The following is a 26,110-nucleotide window of genomic DNA, read 5'->3' on the forward strand; positions in this document are numbered from 1 at the left end:
AGTGGCGGTCTTGATTGAGGCGGCGCATCAACCGATGCCGCCAAGCAGCGGGACGAAACTGACTGCGCCAAGTTCTTCTTGTATGAAATCGCCCTGCCCGTCACCACGCATGCGTATCAGCATTTGATGGCTCGGCGAACCGACCGGCGCGACCAGCACACCGGTTGGGCTCAATTGATCGAGCAATTGCGTGGGAATGGTGTCACCTGCGGCGGTGAGGATGATCGCGTCGAACGGAGCTTCGTCGGGCCAACCGAGTTTGCCGTCATCGTGGCGCGAACGGATATTGCTCAAGCCAAGCTGACGAAAGCGTCGGCGTGCCTGACGCAGCAGTTCTTCGATCCGTTCCACAGTAAATAGCTGCGGCACCAAGGCGGCCAGCACCACTGCCTGGTAACCCGAGCCGGTGCCAATCTCCAGCACTTTTTGCGGCAGGCCAAACTCGATCAGCGCCTCGGTCATGCGCGCCACCACCCATGGCTGTGAAATGGTCTGACCGTGACCGATGGGTAATGCGGTGTTTTCGTAAGCGCGGGAATGCAACGCCTGATCGATGAAATGATGTCGTGGCAACTGACGAATCACTTCAAGCACGCGCGGGTCGCGAATGCCTTCGTCTTTCAGCTTGGCGGCCAAGCGATCGCGTGCGCGCTGCGAGGTCATACCCTCACCCTTGAGCACTGAAGGCGGTAGCGGATGCACATTCATCTCAAGCCACCTTACCGTCGACCGACGCATCGCCCGTCATGCCTTCGGTCAACGCATTCATCCAACTGCTGACTTTGTCCAGCGCCTGAAAGCGGGTCAAATCGACATGAATCGGCGTAACCGACACGTAGCCGCGTTGCACCGCGTTGAAGTCCGTGCCGGGCCCGGCATCATCGACGTCGCCCGCCGGGCCGATCCACCAGATCGGCTTACCGCGCGGGTCAGTCTGCTGTATGCACGGCGCGGAGCGATGCCGCTTGCCCAGTCGAGTGACTTCAAATCCGCGAATCTCTTCCCACGGCAGGTCCGGCACGTTGACGTTGAGAATGGTGTCCGCCGGCAGTGAATCGACCAACATGCGCTGCATCAGCAGCAGCACAGCCTTGGCCGCCGATTCGTAATGCTCGCCCTGATGATTGCGGCTGACCAATGACACCGCAATCGCCGGCAGGCCAAGAAAGCGCCCTTCCATCGCGGCTGACACGGTGCCCGAATAGATAACGTCATCGCCAAGGTTGGCTGAGTTATTAATGCCCGAAACCACCATGTCCGGCTCGTAATCGAGCATGCCGGCCAAGGCCAAATGCACACAGTCGGTAGGTGTCCCGGCCACGCGGTAATAGCCGTTATCCATCCGCAGCACGCGGATCGGCGCATCCAATGTGAGGGAATTACTGGCACCGGAGCGGTCGCGATCAGGCGCCACCACAGTTACCTGACTGACCGCACCAAGGCGTTCAGCAAGTACGCGGATGCCCGGTGCATCCACGCCATCGTCATTACTAACCAAAACTCGCATCGTGATCCGTGCCAGAACTTGCGGGGCGAACGCGGCCAAACCGCGCGATTGACCTGATGAGTCTACCGGAACCGCCATGCTGGAATCACTCCCGCAACGCGACAGCCCTGTCTCCAGCCCCCGTGAAATGCGGATCGGCCATCGAGACGCTAGCTGCTGAGATAAGTCGGTGTGTACCAGATACGCCAACAGACAGCGTCCTTGGTTAGGATGGCGGCATGAAACATCGCAAGCCCGACCCGATCAGCGACGACGATGCCCGCCTGTTCCGCGAGGCCATCGGCGATGTGCGCGTATTGGACCCCGTCGCCGCTCCACCCGCCGCAGCAAAGCCCGAACCCTATCCGCTCATGCTGGAAGCCGACGAGGCCGCGGTGCCGGGCGAATTGCTCGCCATGGCATTCGACCCGGGCGAGCTGGAGATTGGCGAGGAATTGAGCTACCTGCGTGACGGTTACCCGCCTAAGTTGCTACGGCAGCTCAAGCGTGGTCAGTTCAGTGTGCAGGACGATATCGACCTGCATCAAATGAACGCTGCCGCCGCACAGGCCACCATCGTCGATTTCCTCGCCGAAGCACATCACAACGGCTTGCGCTGTGTCCGCATCGTGCATGGCAAAGGCTTACGCTCGAAGGCCGCTGGGCCGGTATTGAAAGTACTTACTGATCGGATGCTGCGTCGTCGCGACGATGTGATCGCCTTCGCATCGGCACGACCGATGCAGGGGGGTACCGGCGCCGTAGTGGTCTTGCTGAAGGCTTGATCGCCCCTCCCCGACCACCAGCCAGGGAGGGTCGAATCATCAGGCTTGTGCCAGCTCGCGTACGACAACGGTAGCGTAAGCGCCCGCAGGCAATTCAAAGGCCAGCTCCAATACGGGATGCTCCAATGCATCGTCGTCTAACCAGCGCCAACGTAAGGCTTGCGGCAACAAACGCAGCGGGCGGCGCTCCTGTTCCATTCGGGCCTTGACCAACCCATCGGCCAGATCGAGATCCAGCGCGGCAATCTCACGTTCCAAAGCGCCCGCTTCAGCCTGAGTCGGCGGCTCGCCCTGCCCCCATAACGGACCGGAGGGGTGGATATCGCCACTGGCCAAGCGCTCGGCCAGCTTGTCATCGAACGGCTCCGGCCCAAACCAGGAGCGCGATCCGGCCAGGGACCAGATTTCGCCGTCCAGCGCGCTGTCCCAGGCGCCGCGCTCCACCCGCGCGGCTAATACGCCATTAAAAATGTGCGAACGGGCAGCAGACAGCAGAAACGAACGCTTGTCCCGATCCATCCGCCGCCCGGCGAACATAGCTCGTGCTTGCGCCACATTGCCGCCTTCGCGGCCGAAACGCTGCTCGCCGAAATAATTCGGCACCCCACGAGTGGCTATCTGTTGCAGCACCTGCTCGGCGGCGGCGCGATCGCCTTGCACATTGCGCAACACCAGCACGAAACGGTTGCCACGCAGCGCACCGCGCTTAAGCTTTCGCTTATGCCGGGTCGCTGCCAACACTTTGACCTCGGCATGCGGAAAGGCCGACCAATCCGGGTCCGGTTTACCGGCAAGCTGCACAGAGAAGCTCTGTCGCGTCACCGCATGACGATCCTTCAGCCCGGCATAACCTACATTCAATGGCGGGATCTCGGCGTAGCGTGCCAACTCCTTCGCTACCCAATCAGTATTCGCGCCGCGCTTTTCCACCCACAGCAGCGCATGCTCACCTTCGCCATCGGCGTCATAGCCGAGTATTTCCTCGACCTGAAAATCGTCCGGGGTGCTGCGTAGTTGCGCGATTAACGGTGGCGCGCCATACGCGTAGGGAAGTTCGGTCATACGGGAATACCTGAGCGTGAAGAGTCGTCGTTACAACAGGTGAGCGTTGCCGCCCATACATAGGCTTGATGAGATCAGGCCAGCACCAGCAGCACGCAGGCTTGCGCAGCAATACCTTCGCCGCGTCCGGTAAAGCCTAAATGTTCGGTGGTGGTGGCCTTGACGCTGACGCGATCGATATCGCAGCCGAGCACTTCGGCCAAACATTCGCGCATGGCTTGCGCGTGCGGCCCTACCTTGGGCGCCTCGCAAATCACCGTGACATCGGCATTGCCCAGCGCGTAGCCACGTTCGCGCATCAATTGAGCCGCATGATGCAGAAACAGGCGGCTCTCGGCATCTCGCCAACGCTCCTGGGTCGGTGGAAAGTGACGGCCGATATCGCCTAACGCCAGCGCGCCGAAAATCGCGTCGCATAAGGCATGAATGACGACATCGCCATCCGAATGCGCCACTACGCCACGGTTATGCGGTACGCGCACGCCGCCCAGCATGACGAAATCGCCGTCGCCAAACGTATGTACATCAAAGCCCTGACCGATACGCATCATGCGCTTAGTTCCTCTTAATGCAGTTCTTATGCTGTCTTAACCAGCAAAAACTCGGCCAGCGCAAAGTCTGCAGCGGTGGTCACTTTGATATTGTCCTCGGCGCCCTCGACCAGCAGTGGGGCATGCCCAGCATGCTCCATCGCCATCGCCTCGTCGCTTACTATCAGCTTGGCCTGTGCCACAGCTTGCAGTGCAGAGGAAAGTTCGGCACGCCGGAACAACTGCGGGGTAAATGCACGCCAACGCTGATCGCGTGGCTCTGTCATCAAGCTTCGGCTCGCGGTGTCGGCACGTTTAAGCGTGTCGCGCAAGGGTGCCCCGAGCAAGGCGCCGCCAGCAGGGATGCCCCTTTCGATCAAGGTGTCGATATCGCTCTGGCGTACGCAAGGGCGTGCCGCGTCGTGCACCAAAACGAAATCGTCATCGCGGACTTCCACCGGCAGCGCATTTAAACCGGCAAGCACCGAATCGCAACGTTCGCTGCCGCCCACTGTGGTAAGCACTGGTTTACCGCCAAGCGCGGTAATGCCCGGCCAATGCGTGTCATCCGCCGCAAGAATCACCAGCAAGCCAGCAATGCGCGGATGCGCGGCCAGCCTCGCCAGCGTGTGCTCGATCAGCATGTGACCGGCCAATGGAAGATATTGTTTCGGGCAATCTCCGCCAACGCGTAGACCACGCCCGGCAGCAGGTACGACACACCACAGCATCGGCATGTTCAACGTCCGCTGGTCGATGCGGCCGAGGCGGGAGTCGCACCCGCTGCAGCCTTACCCGGCTTTTCGACCACCTGATAAAAGGTCTCGCCGGGCTTGATAAGACCTAGCTCCGCACGTGCGCGTGCCTCGACGGCTTGCTCGCCGTTCTTGAGATCAGTCACATCCGCACCCAGCGCCTGGTTGCGCTGGAGCAGATGATCGTTGTCGTCGCCTTGCTTTTTCACCGCCGCACGCAGTACCTCAACCTCGTGCACGCCACCGTTGCCGGTCCACAGTTTCAACTGCAGACCGATCAGGACGAGCAAAAGAATCAAGGCGATCCAGCGCAGCATGTGTCTCTCAGCCCGGCAGGCGCGTCAAGCTTGGAAAGGCATCGCGTCCGGCATAGCGGGCAGCGGCACCTAGCTGCTCCTCGATACGTAATAGCTGGTTGTACTTCGCCACGCGATCGGTGCGGCAGAGTGAACCGGTCTTGATCTGCGTCGCCGTGGTAGCTACTGCGATGTCGGAAATGGTGGTGTCCTCGGTCTCGCCGGAGCGATGCGATACGACGGCCGCGTACTTGGCCGCATCGGCCATGGCAATCGCTTCGAGTGTTTCCGACAGCGTGCCGATCTGGTTCACCTTGATAAGAATCGCGTTGGCGATGTGCTTCTCGATGCCTTCACGGAAGATCGCCGGATTGGTCACAAACAAGTCATCACCGACCAGTTGCACTTGCTTGCCGATCTTGTCGGTCAGCAACTTCCAGCCGTCCCAATCGCCTTCGGCCATGCCGTCTTCGATGGTGACGATCGGATACTGCTTGGCCCAACTGGCAAGCAAGTCGACGAACTGCGCCGGGCTATAAACCTTGCCCTCGCCTTCCAGATCGTAATGGCCGTTCTTGAAGAACTCCGAGCTGGCCACGTCAAGGCCGAGCAGAATCTCGCTGCCGATCTTGTAGCCGGTCTGGTTCACCGCTTCGAGAATGGTGTCCAGCGCTTCGATATTCGAACGCAGGTTAGGCGCGAAGCCGCCCTCGTCACCGACGGCGGTGCTCAAGCCCTTGCCTTTGAGCACACTCTTCAGCGCATGAAAGATTTCGGTACCGGCGCGCAATGCTTCGGCGAAGCTCGGCAAACCGACCGGCAGCACCATGAACTCCTGCACGTCGACATTGTTATCGGCGTGTGCGCCGCCGTTGATGATATTCATCATCGGCACCGGCAAGGCGCCCGGCTTTCCTGCGCTGAGGTACTTCCACAACGGCTCGCGGCGCGAGGCCGCCACCGCATGTGCCGCTGCCATCGAAACGCCAAGCAACGCGTTCGCACCCAGACGCCCTTTGTTCGGCGTGCCGTCCAGCGCGATCAGTTTGCTGTCGAGCCCCTTTTGATCGGCGGCATCGAAACCCTTGAGCGCATCGGCGATGGCGCCATTGACGTTAGCCACCGCGTTCTTCACGCCCTTACCCAGATAACGCGACTTGTCGCCATCGCGCAGCTCAACGGCTTCACGCGAACCGGTGGAAGCACCGCTGGGCACGGCTGCACGGCCAAAGCCGCCATCAGCCAAAGTCACTTCGGCTTCCAGTGTAGGGTTGCCGCGCGAGTCGAGGATTTCACGGGCGTGGATGCGGGTGATGTCAGTGCTCATGGGTATCCGTTGTAAGTGTGTAAGCCAATCGTTTCACTGTAGCGGCGACTGCAGCGCGACAGCCAAGGTCCAGCTATCTGAAAAAGCGCTGCGACTGGAAGCCGCCCCACAGAATCTTTCGCGCACTGCGCGCGCCCCTTAAAAATTCAAGCTGCAAAATCACGACTGCTCAAGAAAACCGTGCCGCTTGGTCACCTGGTCCAACTCCAGCAAGGTTTCCAGTAACGCTTCCATCTTGTCCAACGGCCACGCATTCGGGCCATCGCTAAGCGCCTTATCGGGATCGGGGTGCGTTTCGGCAAACAGACCGGCTACACCGACAGCAACCGCTGCGCGTGCCAATACCGGCACAAACTCGCGCTGGCCACCGGAGCTGGCACCCTGCCCGCCCGGCAACTGCACCGAATGCGTCGCGTCGAACACCACCGGACAACCGGTTTCGCGCATCACGCTGAGCGAGCGCATATCCGAGACCAGGTTGTTGTAACCGAAGCTCGCGCCGCGCTCGCAGACCATGATGTCGTTGTTGCCGACCTCTTTGGCCTTGGCGACAACATGCTTCATATCCCACGGCGCAAGAAACTGGCCTTTCTTGATGTTTACCGGCTTGCCGGCGCGAGCCACGTTCTGGATGAAATCAGTCTGCCGGCACAAGAACGCCGGCGTTTGCAGTACGTCGACCACGGCGGCCACCTCGTTCATCGGCGTGTACTCATGTACGTCGGTGAGCAGCGGCACGCCGAGCTGGCGTTTGACTTCGGCAAGAATGCGCAGACCTTCTTCCAGACCCGGCCCGCGAAAGCTGGCGCTGGAGGAACGGTTAGCTTTGTCGAAACTGGATTTGAAGATGAAATGGATACCAAGCCTGCTGGTGATCTCTTTCAGCTTGCCGGCGGTATCGATCTGCAACTGCTCGGATTCGACGACACAGGGGCCGGCGATCAAAAACAACGGTTGGTTCAACCCAACGTCAAAACCACAGAGCTTCATGCAACCGACTCCTTCGCCAGTCGTTCACCTTCGCGCACCGTTTTGTACTCGCGCGCGGCATGCACGAAGCCGATAAACAGCGGATGGCCGTCACGCGGCGTGGAGGTGAATTCCGGGTGCGCCTGGCAGCCAAGAAACCACGGATGCTGCTGCGCCGGCAATTCGACAATTTCCACCAGCAGGTCGTCCATCGACTTACCGGAAACCACCAGGCCCAGATCTTCGAACGACTGGCGATAGCGGTTATTGAACTCGTAGCGATGGCGATGGCGCTCGCGCACTACCTCTTGCCCATACAGCTCGCGTGCCAGCGAGCCCGCCTTGAGACGGCACTCTTGCGAACCCAGGCGCATGGTGCCGCCAAGATCCGAACGCTCGTTGCGCTGCTCCAATTCGCCGGTGGCGGTCGTCCACTCGGTAATCAAGCCGATAACTGGATTGGCGGTATTGCGATCGTTTTCGCTGGAATCGGCGTCGGACAGACCCGCCACGTTACGGGCGAAATCCACCACGGCCGCATGCATGCCATAGCAGATACCGAAATACGGCACGCCATGCTCGCGTGCGTATTTCGCCGCCAGCACCTTGCCTTCGAAGCCGCGTTTGCCGAAGCCGCCAGGCACCAGAATCGCGTCAACCGCGCCGAGTGCATGGCCGGCGCCATCGGCTTCGATCTGTTCGGAGTCGAGCCACTGCAGGTTGACCCGTGTCTGCTCCTTGATGCCGCCATGGCGCAGCGCCTCGCCCAACGACTTGTAGGCGTCTTTGTGTTCAACATATTTGCCGACGATGGCAACCGTGATTTCGTCCTTGGGATGCTCCACCGCATCGACCGTGCGCTGCCAGGCCGACAGATCGGCCGGACCGGCATCGAGGCCCAGCCGCTTGACCACGATGTCATCCAGCCCCTGCTTGTGCAGCCACAGCGGCTGTTTGTAGATGACGTCGACATCATTGGCACTGATGACCGCATGCTCCGGCACATTGGTGAATAGTGCGATCTTGCGGCGCTCGCCTTCGGGCAGTGTCTGCTCGCAGCGGCACAGCAGCACATCGGGCTGGATACCGATCGAGCGCAGCTCTTTCACCGAATGCTGGGTCGGCTTGGTTTTGATCTCGCCGGCAGCCTTGATGTATGGCACCAAGGTAAGGTGCATGAACAGGCACTTCTCAGGGCCGTGCTCGATACGAAGCTGGCGGATCGCCTCCAGGAACGGCAGCGACTCGATATCGCCCACCGTACCGCCGATCTCGACCAAGGCCACGTCGAAACCACGGGTGGCCTCGTGGATGCAGTGCTTGATCTCGTCGGTAATATGCGGAATCACCTGCACGGTAGCGCCGAGATAATCGCCACGGCGCTCTTTGCGGATCACCGATTCGTAGATCTTGCCGGTGGTGATGGAGTTTTTGCCGGTAAGGCGGGTATGAACGAAGCGCTCGTAATGACCCAGGTCGAGGTCGGTCTCGGCGCCGTCGTCGGTCACATAGACCTCGCCGTGCTGGAAGGGGCTCATGGTGCCTGGATCCACATTGATGTAGGGATCCAGCTTCATCATGGTGACCGAAAGACCGCGTGCTTCGAGAATAGAAGCAAGCGACGCCGCAGCGATGCCCTTACCAAGAGAGGACACCACACCGCCGGTGACGAAAATCAGGGGGGTCATGGGATGCAGCCGTGCTGGAAATTAGGCATTTTAGCGGCAGTTGGTCCAGATCGCGAGACTATCGGGAAAAATTCCTTGGCCGAGTTCATTTCCATGGCCTGCGACGACCTTGCAAACGGCCTAACTCCACGGTTCTCAACTGCTAGCATGCCCCTATGAACAGCCCGATTCCCGCCCGTCTCGCTGCCTTGCGTCAGGCCATGCGGCAGCATAATGTCAGCGCCTGCCTGGTCCCCAGCGCCGACCCGCACCTCTCTGAGTATCTGCCGGAGCATTGGCAGGCACGGGTCTGGCTGTCCGGCTTCGATGGTTCAGCCGGCACCCTGATCGTTACGGCCAGGCATGCCGGCTTGTGGACCGATTCGCGCTATTTCACCCAGGCCGAGCAGCAATTGGCCGGCAGCGGCATCGCCCTGATGAAACAACGGGCGACCTATGCGCCCGAGCACCTGGACTGGCTTGAACAACACAGCCACGACGGTGATGTGCTGGCTATCGCTGGCGACAGTCTGGCGCTGGCAAGCCAAAAGAGGATCGAACAACGCCTTGCCGCCGTCGGCGTGCGCCTGCGTACCGACCTGGATTTGCCGGGCCTGACCTGGGCCGACCGCCCGGCCATCCCACACGCCCCCGTGGTCGAACACCCGCTCACCTACGCATGTACGTCGCGCGCAGACAAATTGGCTCGCCTCCGCGCCGCGATGCGCAAGCTCGGCGCCACGCATCATTTGCTGTCCAGTCTCGATGACATCGCCTGGCTGACCAACCTGCGCGGCAGCGATGTCGAATGCAACCCGGTCTTTCTGGCCCATTTGTTGATTGAGGCCGAGGGTCGCGCCACGCTCTTTGTCGACCGCGGCAAGCTGAACGACACCCTCGTCGCGGCGCTGGCCAATGACGACATAGCCATAGCCAACTATGCGGCCATAGCCGATGCGCTGACCGAACTGCGTACCGACCACCGACTATTGCTCGACAGCAGCCGCGTAGTCAGTGCCATCGCCGCAGCCATTGCGCCTGTAGTGACGCGCATCGATACGGCCAACCCCAGCACCCTGTTCAAAGCATGCAAGAGCGCAGATGAGCTCAGCCATATACGCGAGGTAATGCGTCGCGATGGCGCTGCGCTGGTGCGCGCCTTTCGGCGGCTGGAAGACCGCCTTGCCGCCGGCATGACGCAGACCGAGCTGGATGTAGACACATTGCTGCGCGAAGAGCGCTCGGCGCAGCCTAACTTCGTCGGCGAAAGTTTCGCCACCATCGCCGGCTATCAAGCCAACAGTGCGTTGCCGCACTACCGCGCCACCGCACAAGCCCACAGCAGCTTGCAGCGCCAGGGCCTGTTATTGGTGGATTCCGGCGGGCAATACCTGGGCGGCACCACGGATATCACCCGCGTACTTGCGCTCGGCCCCACCACCACCGAGCAGCGCCGCGATGCCACCCTGGTCATGAAGGGCTTGATCGCGCTTTCACGCGCCCGCTTTCCGAAAGGCGCCAGTGGCCCGCAATTGGATGCTTTAGCACGCGCGCCGTTATGGGCTAGCGGGATGGACTACGGTCACGGCACCGGCCACGGCGTGGGCTACTTTCTCAATGTGCATGAGGGTCCGCATGGGATTCGCCCACCAGTGAGCGGCGCGGCGCTGGTCGCACTGGAGCCGGGCATGGTCAGCTCGATCGAACCAGGCCTATACAAACCTGCCCGGCATGGCATCCGTCACGAAAATCTCGTGGTGGTGATCGAGGCCGAGCACAGCGAATTCGGCGAGTTCTATGCGTTCGAAACTCTTACGCTGTGCCCGTTCGACCGCCGCGTACTGGAGCCGAGCCTGCTCAATCCAGAGGAACGTGCCTGGCTAGACGACTACCACGCACGCGTGCGCGCCGCATTGAGCCCGTTGCTTGAGGAAGCCGATCACGCCTGGCTGGAATGGCATTGCTCGCCGCTGGGCGATTGACCCCCAGTTTCCCGGCCAGAAAGCGACCCAGCCGGCTGAATATCCGCTGGCCACGCTTGGCTACCTGAAGGCACGACTCACTCGCCATCGACGACCACCTCAACCCGGCGATTAGGTGCCAGGCAGGCAATCAACGCAGTACGTTCACTGTCCGCACAGTCGACTTTAGGGTTGGCCTTGCCGCGACCTTCGGCCAACACCTGTTCCTGCGATACGCCTTGCCGCACGAGATATTTCATTACCGTATAGGCGCGCTGCTCTGACAGCGTCGCATTGTGATCCTCGCTGCCGAGCCGGTCCGCATAACCCAGAATATGAACATTGGTAATGCTGTCACCGGCGGCGACGATGCGGCGCGCCAGAAAATCCAGATCATCCCGCCCCTTCGGTGTGATGTCGGTCAAAGCCGACTTATCGAAAGCAAACAAGGCATCGGTGTAGAAGGTGTAGGTTTGCTCGGTCTTTCCCGCTGCCACCATGCTCGGTTTCAGCAAGCCGGCGCAGGTCTCGGGCTTCCAGTAAAAGCTGCGTGCCTGTTTCTTTTCGTCGAACAGAATTTTGTACTGGCATACCGCCGCCTCCTTGGCTCCATCCTGGCGCAGGTTGAACAAATAATCCCATTCGCGCACCCCGAACACACCTTCGTGGAACTGCGGCGCACCGATCAGTTGCTGCACCTGCGCCTTGCTCATACCCGCTTCGATCTGACGCAAATTATTAAGATTGGGAAAGCTGCCGCCCTCGGGCCGCGCGTCTTTTGCGTCGGGAAAAACGATAGCCTGGGCGGTGTTGCCGTCCGTCGCCACATTGCGACTAATCGTTGATGTACCGCAGCCGCTCAAGGCCAATATAGCGATACCTAAAACTGCCGGATTCATCCATTTCATCATTGCCATGCGCATGATCTAAGCCTTATTCAATGTGTTCTCGCGCCCATCGGCTGGGTATCTGCAGCCGCACTGCGCAGCCGCAGATACAGACCGATTACCAGACCATCGCCGCACCCACACCCACACCCGTGTCGCCGCGAGTGTTCGACGTAGCGTTGAGTTTGTAGACCCAGCGCCCGCTCTCGGAGATGGTCGAAACGCCGATAGCGATACCGGTTTCGCCATGAAAGCTACCCACCGCCACCGCGGCAGCACTCTGATTAGGCTGGTAAGCCTGCGGCAGGCTGGACATCGCCATGGCCGAAGCGACACCGGCATTGGCCCGGTTGCCGATCGTGTTGAGGTTGCTGTTGATGGTGTTGAAGCGCTGATCGGTATAGCTCTTGGACCAATCCTTCACCGCATTGAGCTGCCCCACATTGACCGCATCGGAGGTGGCCGTACCCGGTGCCACGTTGTGAATCGTGGTCGGGCCACCGCCATTGCCCAACGTTACGCTGCTGTTGTTGACCGTGCCGTCCGCGTTGGTGTCGTACCTCACACTGCCTGTCTGCGAGGCTTTCAACTGGCTCACGTTCACGGCATCCGTGTTTTGCGAGCCGGCGGCGACATTCGTGATCTGCCGCTCGTTACCGACTGAGCCCACCGATACCGTGCTGGCACGATCCGCGACCGAGGCTTGACCGATCGCCACGGAGTTATCCGCGCTCGCTGTCGAGTTGTTACCCACCGCGGTACTGTTGCTACCCGACGCAATCGAACCGGCGCCGCCGGCCGCCGAGTCGGGGCCCGCCGCATCCGGCCCGAGACTGCGTGCGCCCTTGCTGTTGGACTTGAACTCGGTCGGGCCGGCCGTGTTTATCAGATTAGTCACCTGCTGATCGGTGTAGCTGTTCGCCTGCGTGATCGCGTTATTCACGCCGGCCTGCAACTGACTGACATTGACCGCGTCGGCCGGTGCCGAACCATCCGCCACATTAGTGATCTTGCGGGCATTGCCGGCCGAGCCCACCGAAACCTCGCCCACCGAGCTGCTGCTATTGGCTGCTTTGTAGGCGCCGGTATAGGCCGTTTCAGCCCCCGCCGACGTGGTCGAATTGGCACCCAGCGCTACCGAGTTGCCGTTAGCCGCAGCGGCGGCATTACCGATCGCCACGCTGTTGGCACCACTCGAAACCGCCTGCGGGCCTACCGCCACACTATTGCTACCTGTCGCCGACGAATCGGCCAGCGTCGAATTGGCGTGGAAATATTTGATGCCAGCGCCATTGTTGATGTTGTTGACCGTGTTACCCAGATTGGTCAGCGCCGTATTGGTAGCAAACAGTTGTGAACCATTGACACCATCGGTGCTGGTCGCGCTCAACACGCCCGATGCCACATTCTGCAATTGACGTTCCGCACCAGCCGCACCGATCGACACGACCGACGTTGCCGCGGTCGCTGCCGCCGTACCGCCAGCGATCGCATAGTTACCGGTATGCACCGCGGCGGTCACCGAGCCGGAACCCAACGCCACATCGCCTGCATTGCTGGCTACAGCACTGTCACCGAAGGCAAGCGCGCCGGCCGCCTTCGCCTGCGATGCATTGCCCAACGCTACCGAGCCCTGGCCCGTCGCAACACTGGTATTGCCCAGCGCCACGGCACCCTGCCCGTTCGCGGTGTTGTTGGCGCCCATCGCCACGGCACCGGTACCGATTGCCGTATTCGGGTCGCCGATCGCTACCGCGCCATCGCCCGTCGCCGTGTTGCCCGAGCCGATCGAAACCGACTTGCCGCCATTCGCTGTCGCGTTGTGGCCGATAGCTACGGCATCGTCAGTAGATGCGGTAGCCGCATCACCTACAGCCACCGAGCTATTTCCCGAAGCCGTCGCACTCTTGCCATAGGCCGAAGCGCTAGTCGCCGAAGCCACCGCCAGCGCCCCTGAGGCCGTCGCATCCGTGCCGGTTGCCGAGGCATCGGCCAGGCTCGAATTGGCGTGGAAGTATTTGATACCCGCGCCGTTATTGATGTTATTGACCGTCGTACCCAAGCTGTTAACTGCGCTATTGGTTGCAAACAACTGACTGCCATTCACCGCATCGGTGCTGGCGGCGCTGACGCGGCCCGCTGCGACATGGGTAATGGTGCGCTCGTTGCCCGCACTGCCCACGCTGACGGTCGAAGTCGGCGCGCTGCCGGCATAGCTGTAGCTCGTGCCGTTGATGGTATCGCCAGCGGTAGCTACGGCTGCCGCAGTAATCGAACCCGCACCCAAAGCTACATCGTTGGCGTTGCTGGCCGTTGCCGCCGTACCGATCGCCACGCTGTCGACGCCAACCGGGCTGCTGTCAGTGCCGGTGCTGTTGGCGTGAAAATACTTGGTGCCCTTGGCATCGATATTGTTGACGGTGTTGGTCACGTTAGTGACGTTGGTGTTGGTGGTATTGAGCTGCGAACCGTTCACCGCATCCGTGCTGGTAGCGCTCAAGGTACCCGCCGCTACATTGGTGATCTTGTTCGGGCCGCTCCCCTTGTGGTTGGCATTCCACGCACCCGCACCGCCGTTAGCCGCCGGATCCCAATTCAACGCATCAATCGAGCCCACCTGATTGTTCAAGTTGGTGATGCTGGTCGAGTTGGCCGTTACTTGCTGGTTGGTGGCAAACAACTGCGAGCCATTGACCGCATCGGTGCTGGTGCCACTCAACTGACCCGCCGCCACGTTCTGGATCTGACGGCCGCCCACGCTCAACGCTGCCGTCGGCGTCGCACCGGCGAACGTGTAAGCGGTGCCGCCAATCGTTGCGCCACTGACTACGGTCGTTGCCGTCGTGGTGCTGTTTGAACCCAATGCCACGTCGTTCGCGTTCGTCGCTACCGCACTCTGGCCGATCGCCACGCTGTCTGCGCCGGTCGCGGTCGAATCCGCGCCAGTCGAATTGGCATGGAAATACTTGGTGCCGGTGGCATAGATGTTGTTTACCTGGTTGCCCAGGTTAGTGATCGACGTCGTGTTGCCAGCGATCGCCGCCGTGTTGTTGGTGACGTTGGTGTTGGTGGTATTGAGCTGCGAACCGTTCACCGCATCCGTGCTGGTAGCGCTCAAGGTACCCGCCGCTACATTGGTGATCTTGTTCGGGCCGCTGCCCTTGTGGTTCGCGTTCCACGCACCCGCGCCGCTATTAGCTGCCGGATCCCAATTCAACGCATCAATCGAGCCCACCTGATTGTTCAAGTTGGTGATGCTGGTTGAGTTGGCCGTCACTTGCTGATTGGTGGCAAACAACTGCGAACCGTTGACCGCATCGGTGCTGGTACCACTCAACTGACCCGCCGCCACGTTCTGGATCTGACGGCCGCCCACGCTCAACGCTGCCGTCGGCGTCGCACCGGCGAACGTGTAAGCGGTACCGCCAATCGTTGCGCCGCTGACGGCGGTCGTTGCTGTCGTGGCGCTGTTCGAACCCAGTGCTACGTCGTTGGCGTTCGTCGCCACCGCACTCTGGCCGATCGCCACGCTGTTCGCACCGGTCGCCGTGCTGTCCGTGCCAGTGGAGTTGGCATGGAAGTATTTGGTGCCAGTCGCATAGACATTGTTCACCTGGTTGCCCAGGTTGGTGATCGACGTGGTATTGCCCGCGATTGCAGTTGTGTTGTTGGTAATCGCCGTCGTGTTGCTCGTGACCTGCTGGTTGGTCGCATACAACTGCGAGCCGTTCACCGCATCGGTGCTGGTGCCGCTCAACTGACCGGCTGCCACGTTCTGGATCTGACGCCCACCCACGCTCAACGCTGCTGTTGGAGTCGCACCGGCGAACGTGTAAGCGGTACCGCCAATTGTCGCGCCGCCGACAGCGGTCGTGGCGGTCGTTGCGCTGTTCGCACCTAGTGCAACATCGTTGGCGTTCGTCGCCACCGCGCTCTGGCCGATCGCCACGCTATTCGCACCGGTGGCGGTTGAATCCGCACCGGTCGAATTGGCATGAAAATATTTGATGCCGGCACCGTTGTTGATGTTGTTGACTGTGGTACCCAGGCTGGTGACCGCACTGTTGGTCGCAAACAACTGGCTGCCGTTCACCGCGTCGGTGCTGATCGCGCTCAAGCGCCCTGCCGCTACGTTGGTGATCGTGCGCTCATTGCCCGCATTACCCACGCTCACTGTCGACGTCGGTGCGGTGCCGGCAAAGTTGTACGTCGCGCCATTAATGCTGGCGCTGGCCGTGCCTACCGCTGTTGCCGTAGTCGAGCCTGCGCCCAAGGCTACGTCGTTCGCGTTGCCAGCGGTGGCGCCCTGACCGAGTGCGACCGCATTGGCCTGCGAGGCTGAGCTCATCGCACCCAGGGCGATAGCACTCGCCCCCGTGGCTTGAGCGCCGGTATTGATATTGCCGCCGATAGCGATCGCATCGGCGCCGCTTGCGAGCGTCTTCTTGCCGATCGCGACCGCGTCGTCGACCGCCGCCGTCACCGCACTCGCGCCAATGGCGATGCCGTTGGCGCCATTGGCCGCAGCCCCATCGCCCGCGGCGAAGCTGCTTACGCCCAGCGCACGAGTGTTGGCGCCCACCGCGGTAGCATTGGCCGCGGTGGCCTGCGCGCTATCGCCCGCCGCGAACGAACTGGTCGCAGTGGCTTGGGTATTGGCGCCGATAGCCACGCTGTTGACGCCGTTGGTCTTCGATGAATCGCCGATGGCGACACTGCTGGTACCGGTGGTTTGCGTATTGATACCGAGCGCGATGCTGTTCGCATCGTTGCTCACGCTGTTGTTGCCCATGGCCATCGACGATGCGCCGTTGGCCACCGATTTCGGTCCCACCGCCACGGATTCGGCACCTATTGCCTGGCTGTCTGCCGCCGCCGAATTGGCATGAAAATACTTCACGCCACCGCCACCGGAGATGTTGCTGATCGCCTGATTGGTCGCGAACAACTGCGAGCCGTTAATCGCGTCTGTGCTGGTGCCGCTGACCCGGCCCGCCGCCACGTTGGTAACCTGCCGTTCGCTGCCCGCCGCACCGACACTCACCACGCTACTGGGCGCGGTGCCGGCATAGTTGTACGTGGTGCCATTGATGGTGCCCGAGGCCGTCGGATTGGCCGCCGCCACGGTGCTGGCATTACCAAGCGCCACCGAGCCGTCCAGGCCGGTACCGATGGTCACGCCACTGCCTAATACGAAGGCGTTGTTCGCCTTGATGGTGTTGTTATTGCCGAACGAATACGAACCCGCTCCGGTCACCGTGCTCGGATCGCCGAAGGCACCGGAGTTGGCGCCGCTGACTACGTTGCCGCTGCCTACGGAAATACTGCTGGCACCGGTCGCCTGGGCCGCATTGCCGATGGCGATGCTGTTTGCCGTCGCCGGCGTACCGCTGACACCCGCTACGGCATTGGCGCCCTGTGCGATCGAGTTGTTGCCGTAAGCTTTCGCCGCCGGACCTACTGCCACGCTATCGGTACCGCCGGCCGACGAATCGGCCAACGCAGAGTTGGTGTGGAAGTACTTGATGCCACCGCCGTTATTGATGTTGTTGACGGTGTTGCCCAGGTTGGTCACGTTGGTGTTGGTCGCAAACAACTGCGAGCCGTTCACCGCGTCGGTACTGGTTGCGGTGAGCGCGCCGGCTGTGACGTTAGTCAGCGTGCGCGTGCCGCCGCCGGCATTGGCGAAACTCACCGCAGTGCCACCGGTATTCGCACCCACCGTGATCGGATTGGTATTGCTCGAGCTGATCCCGCCCGCCTGCTGCACCAGGCCTGCCGTGCCGTTATTGAGATTGTTGATCGACGTCGTGTTACCGGCGATTGCCGTGGTGTTGCCGGCTATTGCGGTCGTATTGTTGGTGACGTTGGTGTTGGTCGCGTTGAGCTGCGAGCCGTTCACTGCGTCCGTGCTGGTAGCACTCAAGGTGCCCGCTGCCACATTGGTGATCTTGTTCGGGCCGCTGCCCTTGTGGTTCGCGTTCCACGCACCCGCGCCGCCGTTAGCGGCCGGGTCCCAGTTCAGCGCATCGATCGAAGCAACCTGGTTATTCAAGTTGGTGATGCTGGTCGAGTTGGTCGTTACTTGCTGGTTGGTGGCAAACAACTGCGAGCCGTTGACCGCATCGGTACTGGTTCCGCTCAATTGACCCGCCGCCACGTTCTGGATCTGACGTCCGCCCACGCTCAACGCTGCCGTCGGCGTCGCACCGGCGAACGTGTAAGCGGTGCCGCCAATCGTTGCACCGCTGACCGCGGTCGTTGCCGTCGTGGTGCTGTTCGAGCCCAATGCTACGTCGTTGGCGTTCGTCGCTACCGCACTCTGGCCGATCGCCACGCTGTTCGCACCGGTCGCCGAGCTGTCCGTGCCAGTGGAGTTGGCATGGAAGTACTTGGTGCCGGTCGCGTAGACATTATTCACCTGGTTGCCCAGGTTGGTAATCGCGGTGGTGTTGCCGGCGATATTGGTGGTGTTGGTCGCGACCTGCTGGTTGGTCGCATACAACTGCGAACCGTTCACCGCATCGGTGCTGGCTGCACTCAACGTACCCGCAGTCAGGTTGGTGATCTTCACGCCACCTGCCGGCGCACCGGCACCACCCGTGGCACCCAGGGTGATGGTGTTGCCACCGACAGCATCGTATTTCACCGCGATCGCAGCCGTATTCACGGCATCGGTATTCAATGCCGTGAGCGCCGCGCCCACATTGCTGTTGGCGGTCGTGCCCGTGTTCGCACCAGTCGCGCTGATGGTGTTGATGGCATAAGACGGCGCGGTATACACGCCGGTCACTGCATTCAGCGTAGCGCCACCGCCTAGCGAAGTCGCCGCATTCTGGCCGACCTGGTTGAGTTGGCTGACGTTGACCGCATCCGTGGCGTCACGGCCTGCGGCGACACCGGTGATCTGGCGACCGACGCCATTGTTGGCGATATTCAACTCGCCGCCCGAGTTGCTGCTGCCGACGGCATAACCGGTATAGCCGCTCAACGCACCGCGCGTTGCGGCGGAATAGCTGCCCAAGGCGATGCTGTCAGCCGTGCTGGCATTGGCCTGGCGGCCAAGCGCAATGCCCTGCGCCGCGGAGGACGCCGAGCCGTCGCCGAAGGCCAGGCCATAGCCTCCGGCCGCAGTGGTGCTGGCGGCCGAACCGAACGCGATCGACGAGGTGCCAAGAGCAGACGTACCGTTGCCGATGCCGATCGCATCGGTGCCGGAAACCGTCGAACTGGCCGCGAATGACCCGACGTTGCTGATCGAGATCGCACCGATACCGCTGGCATTGGCGATGTTACCGATCGCCACCGAACCGCCATTCGCGCCACTGGATTTCGCACCATTACCGATGGCGACGCTGCTGTTGGTGCTGGCGATCGCACCGGTGCCCTGGGCGATCGAGTTACCACCGGTGGCTTTGGCGCCATTGCCCAAGGCGATGTCGTTGGCCGTCACCGGCGTGCCATTCACACCAGCTACCGCATTCAGACCTTGCGCGATCGAATTGTTGCCATAGGCGTTGGCGACCGGACCTACCGCGACGCTGTCCGTGCCGGCCGCGTTGCTATCGGCCTTGGCCGAATTGGTGTGGAAATACTTGATGCCCGCGCCGTTATTGATGTTGTTGACGGTGTTGGTGACGTTGGTGACATTCGTGTTCGTGGCGAATAGCTGCGAACCATTGACCGCATCCGTGCTGGCTGCGCTCAACGTGCCGGCGGTCAGATTGGTGATTTTCACGCCGCCCGCTGGTGCGCCGGCACCGCCCGTGGCACCCAGGGTGATGGTGTTGCCGCCCGCCGCGTCGTATTTCACTGCGATATTGGCGGTGTTATTGATGTTGTTATTGAGCGCGCCCAGCGCACCGGCTACGGTGGTCTGCGCCGTCGGAGCAGTTACTGCACCGGTGGTGCTAACACCGTTGATCGGCTGGCTGAAGCCCGTGATGTTGCCGGTCGCGGCGCTATAGCTGGCGCCGCCGCCCAGCGTGCCGGCCGTCGAGGCGCCGAGGTTGTTGACGCCGGTAACCACCGAGTTCAACTGTGAACCATTGATCGCATCGGTGCTGGCGGCCGAGATCACACCCGCCGCCACGTTCTGCAACTGACGCTCCTTGCCGGCGGCACCTATCGATACCACGCCGTTCGCTGCGCTGGCAGGTCCGGCCGCCGTGGCTCCGTACAACGCGGTAGTCCCCGCATGAGGTGCCGCCGTAACGCTGCCGGCGCCCAAAGCCACGCTATTGGCATTACTGGCCGTGGCGCCGGCACCTTGCGCAATGGAATTGCCGCCAGTCGCCTGGGCGCCATTGCCCAGCGCGATATCGTTAGCCGTGGCCGGAGTGCCATTCACGCCAGCCACGGCATTCAAGCCTTGTGCGATGGAATTATTGCCGTAGGCATTTGCCGTCGTCCCCAGCGCCATGGCGTTGGTAGCCGAAGCCTTGGCACTCGCACCCAAGGCCATGCCGGCGTCGATGACCGCCGTCGCGTTATCGACTGTTGCCCCGACACCGAGCGCGATTGCGCGCGTCGTATTGTTCGTGGTGTTAGCCAACGCGCCAATCGCCACACCGCTGCCTTGCTGGGTAAAGCCACTTTGATCTGCATTTGCCCCGGTGCCGAGCGCGAAGCTCTGCCCGTAGCTGGTCGCTCCGGTACCGATCGCGATGGAGTTGATATCCGCCGCGCCGCCGGCGGTCCTCGCGCCGTTACCGATCGCGATGGAAGAGACGCCTACGGTTGTGGCCTTGGTACCCAACGCGATGCTATTGGAGGAACCAGCGACGGCGGTATCGCCAAACGCCAGAGAGCCGGCTGCATTTGCCTGGCTGGTATTGCCCATCGCCACCGAACCCTGCCCGGTAGCTACATTGGTGTTACCGATCGCGGCAGCACCCTGGCCATTGGCCGTATTGTTCGCACCCAAGGCCACCGCACCGACGCCAGTCGCCACGTTGGGGTCACCGATAGCCACTGCGCCGTCACCGTTGGCGGTATTGCCAACGCCGATCGACACGGCTTTGCCGCCCGTGGCAGTGGCTGTCTGACCGATCGCCACCGCGCCTGCCGCATTGGCGGTCGCGCCCGTACCTTGGGCAATCGAGTTGCCGCCAGTCGCCTGCGCACCATTGCCCAGCGCGATATCGTTGGCCGTGGCCGGTGTGCCGTTGACGCCCGCCACCGCACTGGCCCCTAGCGCGATCGAACCATTGCCATACGCGCTGGCTTTGAATCCACCGGCAAACGAGGAGTCGCCAGTCGCCAGCGAGTCGGTCCCATAAGCCGAGGCTCGCAGACCTGCCGATGCACCGAAACCGGTAGCGGTGCCACCCGAGCCCGTTACCGTGGCAAATGCGCCCCAGATGGTCGCAGCCAAATTATTGTTGGCATTGGCCGAGCAGCCGCCCACCATTGAATAGGTACCGCTGCCGTCCTTCGCATCCGTTTCAGCGGCCCGAGCAATGCCGTCGAGGCCTGCCATGGATGCGGCCGAACTCGCACCCGTCGTGCAACTGGTGAAGTTTCCTGTGGGATTCCAGGCCACGGTATTGGCGGTGCTGACGGATGGAATGAGCACACCTGCCGCCATCAATGCGATGGCATAAGCCAATGCGGTCAGTTTCGGAAACGTACGTGACGATGCTGCATGATGGGTGCTGTCACCTTGGTTGCTGGCAAGCTCTGAAGCCACTACCAGTTGCCCTAGCGCCTTGTTCCACACCTTACTGAAGATCTTATTCATGTTCGCTACCTCTCATCACCTGGACATGGAGCAGGGGATGGAGAGAAATTCAGGCACGCACCTACCGATCCGCCCCCAAAAGGGGGCGGCTGGCGTTGCTCAGTAGCGATATGCATCCGGTGCAGTGGCTGTGCGCCACACGCTTCAAGCTAGGTGGTCCCTGCTCGGTCTCTATGCCCGTGCTTTACATTTAAATCCCCAGCAGACGACAGCTCAGGGGGAGGCGTCGCCTGCCGTTGGCGTCAATTCGCCAACACACCCCACTCCCTTGGTGTGTGGAAAAACTTCAACGTGTGCCATCTCGGTGGTTCTGCGACTAGAAGCCCGCATTAGTGAGATGCACATCACGTTTTGTTGGGTGAATTGTGTGCGACCGCCCAGCCGAGGGGCATCAGACGATTCCTAAAAATCAGCGCGCCGTTATCTGAGCGCGCAAGGCGAATCGCCCCGGCTCTTAGCAGAGCCGGGGTCGGGAAACCCTTACAAATCAGGAAATAAAGCCTGGTAAATCAGGCCTGGTAAATCGGGCCCGGCAAATCGGGCGTAGGAAACCAGACCTAGGAAACCAGGCCGTAGTTGCGCGCGTATTCGTAGAGCTGGCTGTTGCTCTTGAGGCCCAGCTTGCGCATGGCGTCGTTTTTTTGCTGACTGACCGTCTTGACGCTGCGATGCAGTTGTTCGGCAATCTGGGTGACCGAGTGGCCGCTGGCGTAAAGACGCACCACTTCGGCCTCGCGTTTGGACAAACCACCGCCATCGGCCAGGGCCACATGCGTGTCGGCGTCACCATGAGAGGCGCGTAGATCCGCTATTTCGGCGCGCATCTGCTCGCTCAAATGAGTACGGCCGCTGAGCACGGTTTGAATAGCCTGCAGCAGCTCCCTGGTCATCGATGCCTTGTCCACGACACCGCGTGCGCCCGCGGCAAGCATGCCGCTAATCAGGCTCGGGTTATGCACCATGGTCAAAATGATGATCGGCAGCTCGGGATAGTCGCGACGCAGCCGCTTGAGCAGTGGCAGGCCATCGCTGGAGCCTTGCTCGTCCGGCATCGAGAAATCGGTAATGAGCAAATCGCAGGGCTGCGCGGCGAGCAACGCCAATAAGTCGCGACCGTTGTGCGCTTCGCCGACAAACTCATAGGTGTTACCAAAACTCGCAAATAGAGCTTTGATCCCCATCAAGATCACCGGATGGTCATCGGCAACAATGATCCGCATCGGTTTTAGGTGTCCCCGTTGTCTCACTGATCTGATCGCTAGCGCATCCAGCACTCACGTCCAGAATCGCCCTGCTCCATGACATAAGTTTGTGATTTGCCTGGATGGCTCAACCCTACACCGAAGCCATCGGTCGGGCGCAAGCATACCATTGGGGTTGCTGACGCCTGGCGTAACCGCTGAACGCGGCCGTACTGGACCAGCTTACTTTCCGATGGCTTTGGCAAATCGGGCTTTTGCAAATCGGCCCACAGTCCTGCGTCGTCAACCGGCCGTATATCGACATACACTCTCTCGCCCTTCATGGTCTGGCCTGCGATCAGATCCAGCCCCGCACCACTCCAAAAGCTATTGAACAGGCTCTATGGCCATTAATGTGATGATCGGAACCCTGCTGGCGCGAATCGACCTTGGAGCGCTGCCGACCTCGCTGGCCGTGATTACCCTGGCGGCCCTGCTTACCGTAACGGCCTCGCTTGCGCTGCTGGTGCTATGGCTGGCCTATCGGGAACGGAGCAAAGCAACCCGCGCCAGCCTGCATCTGCTCGCCCAGGAGGCCACGCTTCGCGCTTGGCTCGATGCCTTGCCCATGCCGATCATCATCAAGGATCAGGATGGCGCCTACCTACGGGTAAACCACGCCTGTCAACGCGAATTGGGCATAGGCGCCGCGACAGCCATCGGCAAGACCAGCCTGGAACTACCCGACCATCGGCTGTCCGGCCCCGATGGCGCGCCGCTCACCCATCAGCAGTTGCACGAATTCAGCCTCGAAGCGGTACGTGCCGATCGCGAGTACCGCACCGAACTGGCCTATCTGGATGACGAGGGTCAGCCGAAGTTCGGGCTCTGGATTGACCGCCCGGTCCATCGCGCGGATGGCAGCGTCAGCGGTTCGATAAGCAGCCTGCTCGATATCACCACTTATCGCGAAATCGCCCAGCATGCCCGCGCCAGCGAACAGAACCTGCGCGAGGTCACGCAACACATTCCGGTAGTGATTTTTATTGTTAATCGAGGCTTGGATCGGCTGCGCCGGCTGACCTTTCTTGCCGGCGACTTGCGCGCACTGTTCGGCCTGGACCAGCGCGATCTTGTAGAAACCGACAATGTCTTGCATGACTGGCCGTTCCAGGACCGGATCCATCCCGAAGACAGGGATCAACTCAAGCAAGTGATTCGTGGCGCCAGGCAGCGCCCGCAAGCCCAGTCGCTGGATTTTCGCGCCTACGGTGAAGAGGGATTGCGCTGGATTCACCTTGCCATGGCGCCGCAGGCCTTGGCCGACGGTAGTGTGCAATGGACCGGTTATTTCATCGACACCACCCGCATCAACACACATAACGATGCCTTGCGCGCCGCCCGCGATGCCGCCGAACGAGCGTCCAAGGCGAAGGCTGACTTCCTCGCCACGATGAGTCACGAAATCCGCACACCGATGAATGGCGTCATCGGCATGCTCGAATTGTTGAGCCACACCGAGCTGAACGATGAGCAGCACGAACTGCTGCATGCGGTTGAAGATTCCGCCGGCGTGCTGTTGCAAGTACTCAACGATGTCCTGGATTTTTCCAAGATCGAAGCGGGCGATCTACGCCTGGACAACGAGCCGTTCAATGCCCGTACGCTGATCGACAACGTCGTCAGCATGATGGCGGCGCATATGCATAAGAAAGGGCTGCGCATTCAGGTCGCCGTCGACGCCGCACTTGCTGACCGTTTGAATGGCGATAGCGTGAGGATTCGGCAGATTCTGCTGAACCTGCTCAACAACGCGGGCAAGTTCACCGAACACGGTGGCGTCACCGTAAAACTGCGCGTACTCGGAGACAACGGCACCCATCAGCGACTGCGGCTGAGCGTGACCGACACCGGCATCGGCATCGCCGAGGATAAGCAAGCGCGATTATTCACTCCCTTCGTCCAGGCGGAATCCTGGACCACCCGGCGCCACGGCGGCACCGGCCTGGGCTTGGCGATTTGCCGCCATCTGGTTCAATTGATGGGTGGCTCGATCGAGCTGACCAGCCAGCTTGGCGTGGGTACCACCGTTACAGTCGAGTTGCGGCTGCCGGTCGATCGTCGCGAAGTGGACGCCCCGCCCGGCCTGGCCGGGCGCCATGTCATCGTGCGCCTGAGTTCGACCGAAACCGCGATGGCGCTGACCGCTTACTTGACCGCGCTGGGCCTGACGACCGAACAGATCCCGCCATCGCAAACCCTGCGCACAGGCATCTCCGCCAACATCTTGTTTCTCGATGAGGACGACGATGTCAGCCAGTCCCAGGTCGCGGCCCAGGCCGTGCTAGTAAGCGAGCGCGCGGGAACGCCGACCTCGACCGAATCAGCCGGTGGAAACGGTCGTTTGATACTTAACGCCAATCCGTTGAAGTGGCAGGCAGTGATGCGCACCTGCATGCTCGCACTGGAGCCGCTGCATCAACCGGTGCGCCAGGTCATGCCCAATTATCCAGACGCAGACGTACTGGAAGGGGATCACCTTCGGCACCTGCCTACCCATGGCCGCATTTTGATCGCCGAAGATCATCACATCAGCCAGCAACTGATACGTCGCCAATTGATGCTGCTCGGCTGGTCCTGCGACGTCGTCGGTACCGGCAAGGCGGCCTACGAGGCACTGCAGAAAGACGACTACGCCATGTTGATAACCGATTGCCAGATGCCCGTGATGAACGGCTATGAGCTGGCTATCGCCTGGCGGCAATACGAGGACGAAGACGGCAAACAGACACGTATGCCCATTCTCGCGATGACGGCCAATGCCTTGAGCGGCGAGATGGAGCGCTGCCGCGAAGCAGGCATGGATGACTACATCAGCAAGCCCGTGCAATTACGAGTGCTTGAGGAAAAGCTTGCGCTATGGATGCCCCGGCCCTCAGCCGGCGACGCCCTGCCCGACCTTGCCGATACTGCCGCAACGGACTTCTGGTCGCCCGAATCGGACCTGCTCGGCCTGCGTGACGACATGCTGCCGGTACTGATTGAGAGCACACAGACCGACCTGGATCATCTACAGCAGGCCGTGTCTGCCGATGACACGCACGAGGCCATACAGCGACTGCACCGCATACTGGGCGCACTGCAGTTGTTCAGTGACGACCCGATGCTCAACGAGGGGCGGCAGTGGCTGGGCCGATTGCACGGCGAGCAGGGCAAAGCGTATTTGCAACAGTTACCGCCCTATATTGAGGCCTTGCATCGGCTGCTAGACACGCTCAAACCCTAGCACGTGACGAGACGTTCACACGGTTTTGCTACAACAGTAGCCAGCAAGAGGGCCTGACAGGGCTGCTCACAAGTGCTTGTTTCACCGTTTCACTCATACGCGGCTGGCAATGCCAGCCGCACTGCAGCAAAATTGGCAAGCTATCCAACAGCTCCACATGTGTTGATCCCCGGACC

General features: G+C 61.2%; 15 protein-coding genes and 2 pseudogenes. 3 read left to right on the plus strand and 14 right to left on the minus strand.

Translation table 11 applies throughout. The features are described 5' to 3' along the window. Positions 1 to 27 precede the first annotated feature (27 nt). The gene (locus DVJ77_RS01630) at positions 28 to 708 is read right to left on the minus strand and encodes a protein-L-isoaspartate(D-aspartate) O-methyltransferase (protein ID WP_114843705.1); all 681 of its coding nucleotides are present in this window, start codon (positions 706 to 708) and stop codon (positions 28 to 30) included. A gap of 1 nt (position 709) precedes the next feature. Continuing rightward, positions 710 to 1,507, minus strand: coding sequence for a 5'/3'-nucleotidase SurE (gene surE, locus DVJ77_RS01635; RefSeq protein WP_114844193.1), 798 nt, complete (start codon positions 1,505 to 1,507; stop codon positions 710 to 712). 218 nt (positions 1,508 to 1,725) lie between these two features. On the opposite strand from surE, the gene DVJ77_RS01640 reads away from it, so the two are divergent. Beyond that, positions 1,726 to 2,271: a Smr/MutS family protein gene (locus DVJ77_RS01640; protein WP_114843706.1), complete on the plus strand. Its 546-nt coding sequence runs from the start codon at positions 1,726 to 1,728 to the stop codon at positions 2,269 to 2,271. A 39-nt stretch (positions 2,272 to 2,310) separates the two neighbouring features. Here DVJ77_RS01640 and truD read toward each other — a convergent pair whose 3' ends face one another. The 7 genes from truD to pyrG form a co-directional block, all read right to left on the minus strand. Continuing rightward, positions 2,311 to 3,333, minus strand: a complete 1,023-nt coding sequence (gene truD, locus DVJ77_RS01645; RefSeq protein ID WP_114843707.1) for a tRNA pseudouridine(13) synthase TruD — start codon at positions 3,331 to 3,333, stop codon at positions 2,311 to 2,313. Between the two features lie 74 nt (positions 3,334 to 3,407). Next, a complete protein-coding gene (gene ispF / locus DVJ77_RS01650; protein WP_114844194.1) occupies positions 3,408 to 3,881 on the minus strand; it encodes a 2-C-methyl-D-erythritol 2,4-cyclodiphosphate synthase in 474 nt (157 codons plus the stop codon). Between the two features lie 29 nt (positions 3,882 to 3,910). Continuing rightward, positions 3,911 to 4,600 (minus strand): 2-C-methyl-D-erythritol 4-phosphate cytidylyltransferase, encoded by a 690-nt coding sequence (ispD, locus tag DVJ77_RS01655; protein ID WP_191983650.1) that lies wholly within the window; start codon positions 4,598 to 4,600, stop codon positions 3,911 to 3,913. A gap of 2 nt (positions 4,601 to 4,602) precedes the next feature. Then, positions 4,603 to 4,935: a cell division protein FtsB gene (ftsB, locus tag DVJ77_RS01660; protein WP_114843709.1), complete on the minus strand. Its 333-nt coding sequence runs from the start codon at positions 4,933 to 4,935 to the stop codon at positions 4,603 to 4,605. Between the two features lie 7 nt (positions 4,936 to 4,942). Then, a complete protein-coding gene (gene eno / locus DVJ77_RS01665) occupies positions 4,943 to 6,241 on the minus strand; it encodes a phosphopyruvate hydratase (RefSeq protein ID WP_114843710.1) in 1,299 nt (432 codons plus the stop codon). A gap of 159 nt (positions 6,242 to 6,400) precedes the next feature. Beyond that, positions 6,401 to 7,231, minus strand: coding sequence for a 3-deoxy-8-phosphooctulonate synthase (gene kdsA, locus DVJ77_RS01670; protein ID WP_114843711.1), 831 nt, complete (start codon positions 7,229 to 7,231; stop codon positions 6,401 to 6,403). After that, positions 7,228 to 8,898, minus strand: a complete 1,671-nt coding sequence (gene pyrG, locus DVJ77_RS01675; RefSeq protein ID WP_114843712.1) for a CTP synthase — start codon at positions 8,896 to 8,898, stop codon at positions 7,228 to 7,230. The genes kdsA and pyrG overlap by 4 nt, the downstream gene beginning before the upstream one ends. Before the next feature lie 155 nt (positions 8,899 to 9,053). Here pyrG and DVJ77_RS01680 point away from each other — a divergent pair, with 155 nt between their 5' ends. Continuing rightward, positions 9,054 to 10,859 carry an aminopeptidase P family protein gene (locus tag DVJ77_RS01680; protein WP_114843713.1) on the plus strand — a complete coding sequence of 602 codons (1,806 nt, stop codon included), beginning with the start codon at positions 9,054 to 9,056 and terminating at the stop codon, positions 10,857 to 10,859. A 77-nt stretch (positions 10,860 to 10,936) separates the two neighbouring features. Here DVJ77_RS01680 and DVJ77_RS01685 read toward each other — a convergent pair whose 3' ends face one another. From DVJ77_RS01685 to DVJ77_RS01695, 5 genes and pseudogenes are all read right to left on the minus strand, one after another. Continuing rightward, positions 10,937 to 11,737, minus strand: coding sequence for an OmpA family protein (locus tag DVJ77_RS01685; protein ID WP_162791321.1), 801 nt, complete (start codon positions 11,735 to 11,737; stop codon positions 10,937 to 10,939). Between the two features lie 106 nt (positions 11,738 to 11,843). Next, positions 11,844 to 15,338 carry a YadA family autotransporter adhesin gene (locus DVJ77_RS21660; protein ID WP_425480310.1) on the minus strand — a complete coding sequence of 1,165 codons (3,495 nt, stop codon included), beginning with the start codon at positions 15,336 to 15,338 and terminating at the stop codon, positions 11,844 to 11,846. A gap of 6 nt (positions 15,339 to 15,344) precedes the next feature. Next, positions 15,345 to 15,509: pseudogene (locus DVJ77_RS21665) on the minus strand (hypothetical protein); the annotation flags it as partial. Between the two features lie 114 nt (positions 15,510 to 15,623). Beyond that, positions 15,624 to 21,467 (minus strand): annotated as a pseudogene (locus DVJ77_RS21670) (beta strand repeat-containing protein); the annotation flags it as partial. Between the two features lie 557 nt (positions 21,468 to 22,024). Continuing rightward, positions 22,025 to 22,687: a response regulator gene (locus DVJ77_RS01695; RefSeq protein ID WP_114843716.1), complete on the minus strand. Its 663-nt coding sequence runs from the start codon at positions 22,685 to 22,687 to the stop codon at positions 22,025 to 22,027. Positions 22,688 to 23,051: 364 nt separating this feature from the next. On the opposite strand from DVJ77_RS01695, the gene DVJ77_RS01700 reads away from it, so the two are divergent. After that, entirely contained in the window at positions 23,052 to 25,934 is a 2,883-nt protein-coding gene (locus DVJ77_RS01700; protein ID WP_114843717.1) for an ATP-binding protein, read from the plus strand. The last annotated feature ends 176 nt before the right edge of the window (positions 25,935 to 26,110 follow it).

The sequence above is a fragment of the Dyella tabacisoli genome, assembly GCF_003350925.1.
Lineage (GTDB): Bacteria > Pseudomonadota > Gammaproteobacteria > Xanthomonadales > Rhodanobacteraceae > Dyella_C > Dyella_C tabacisoli.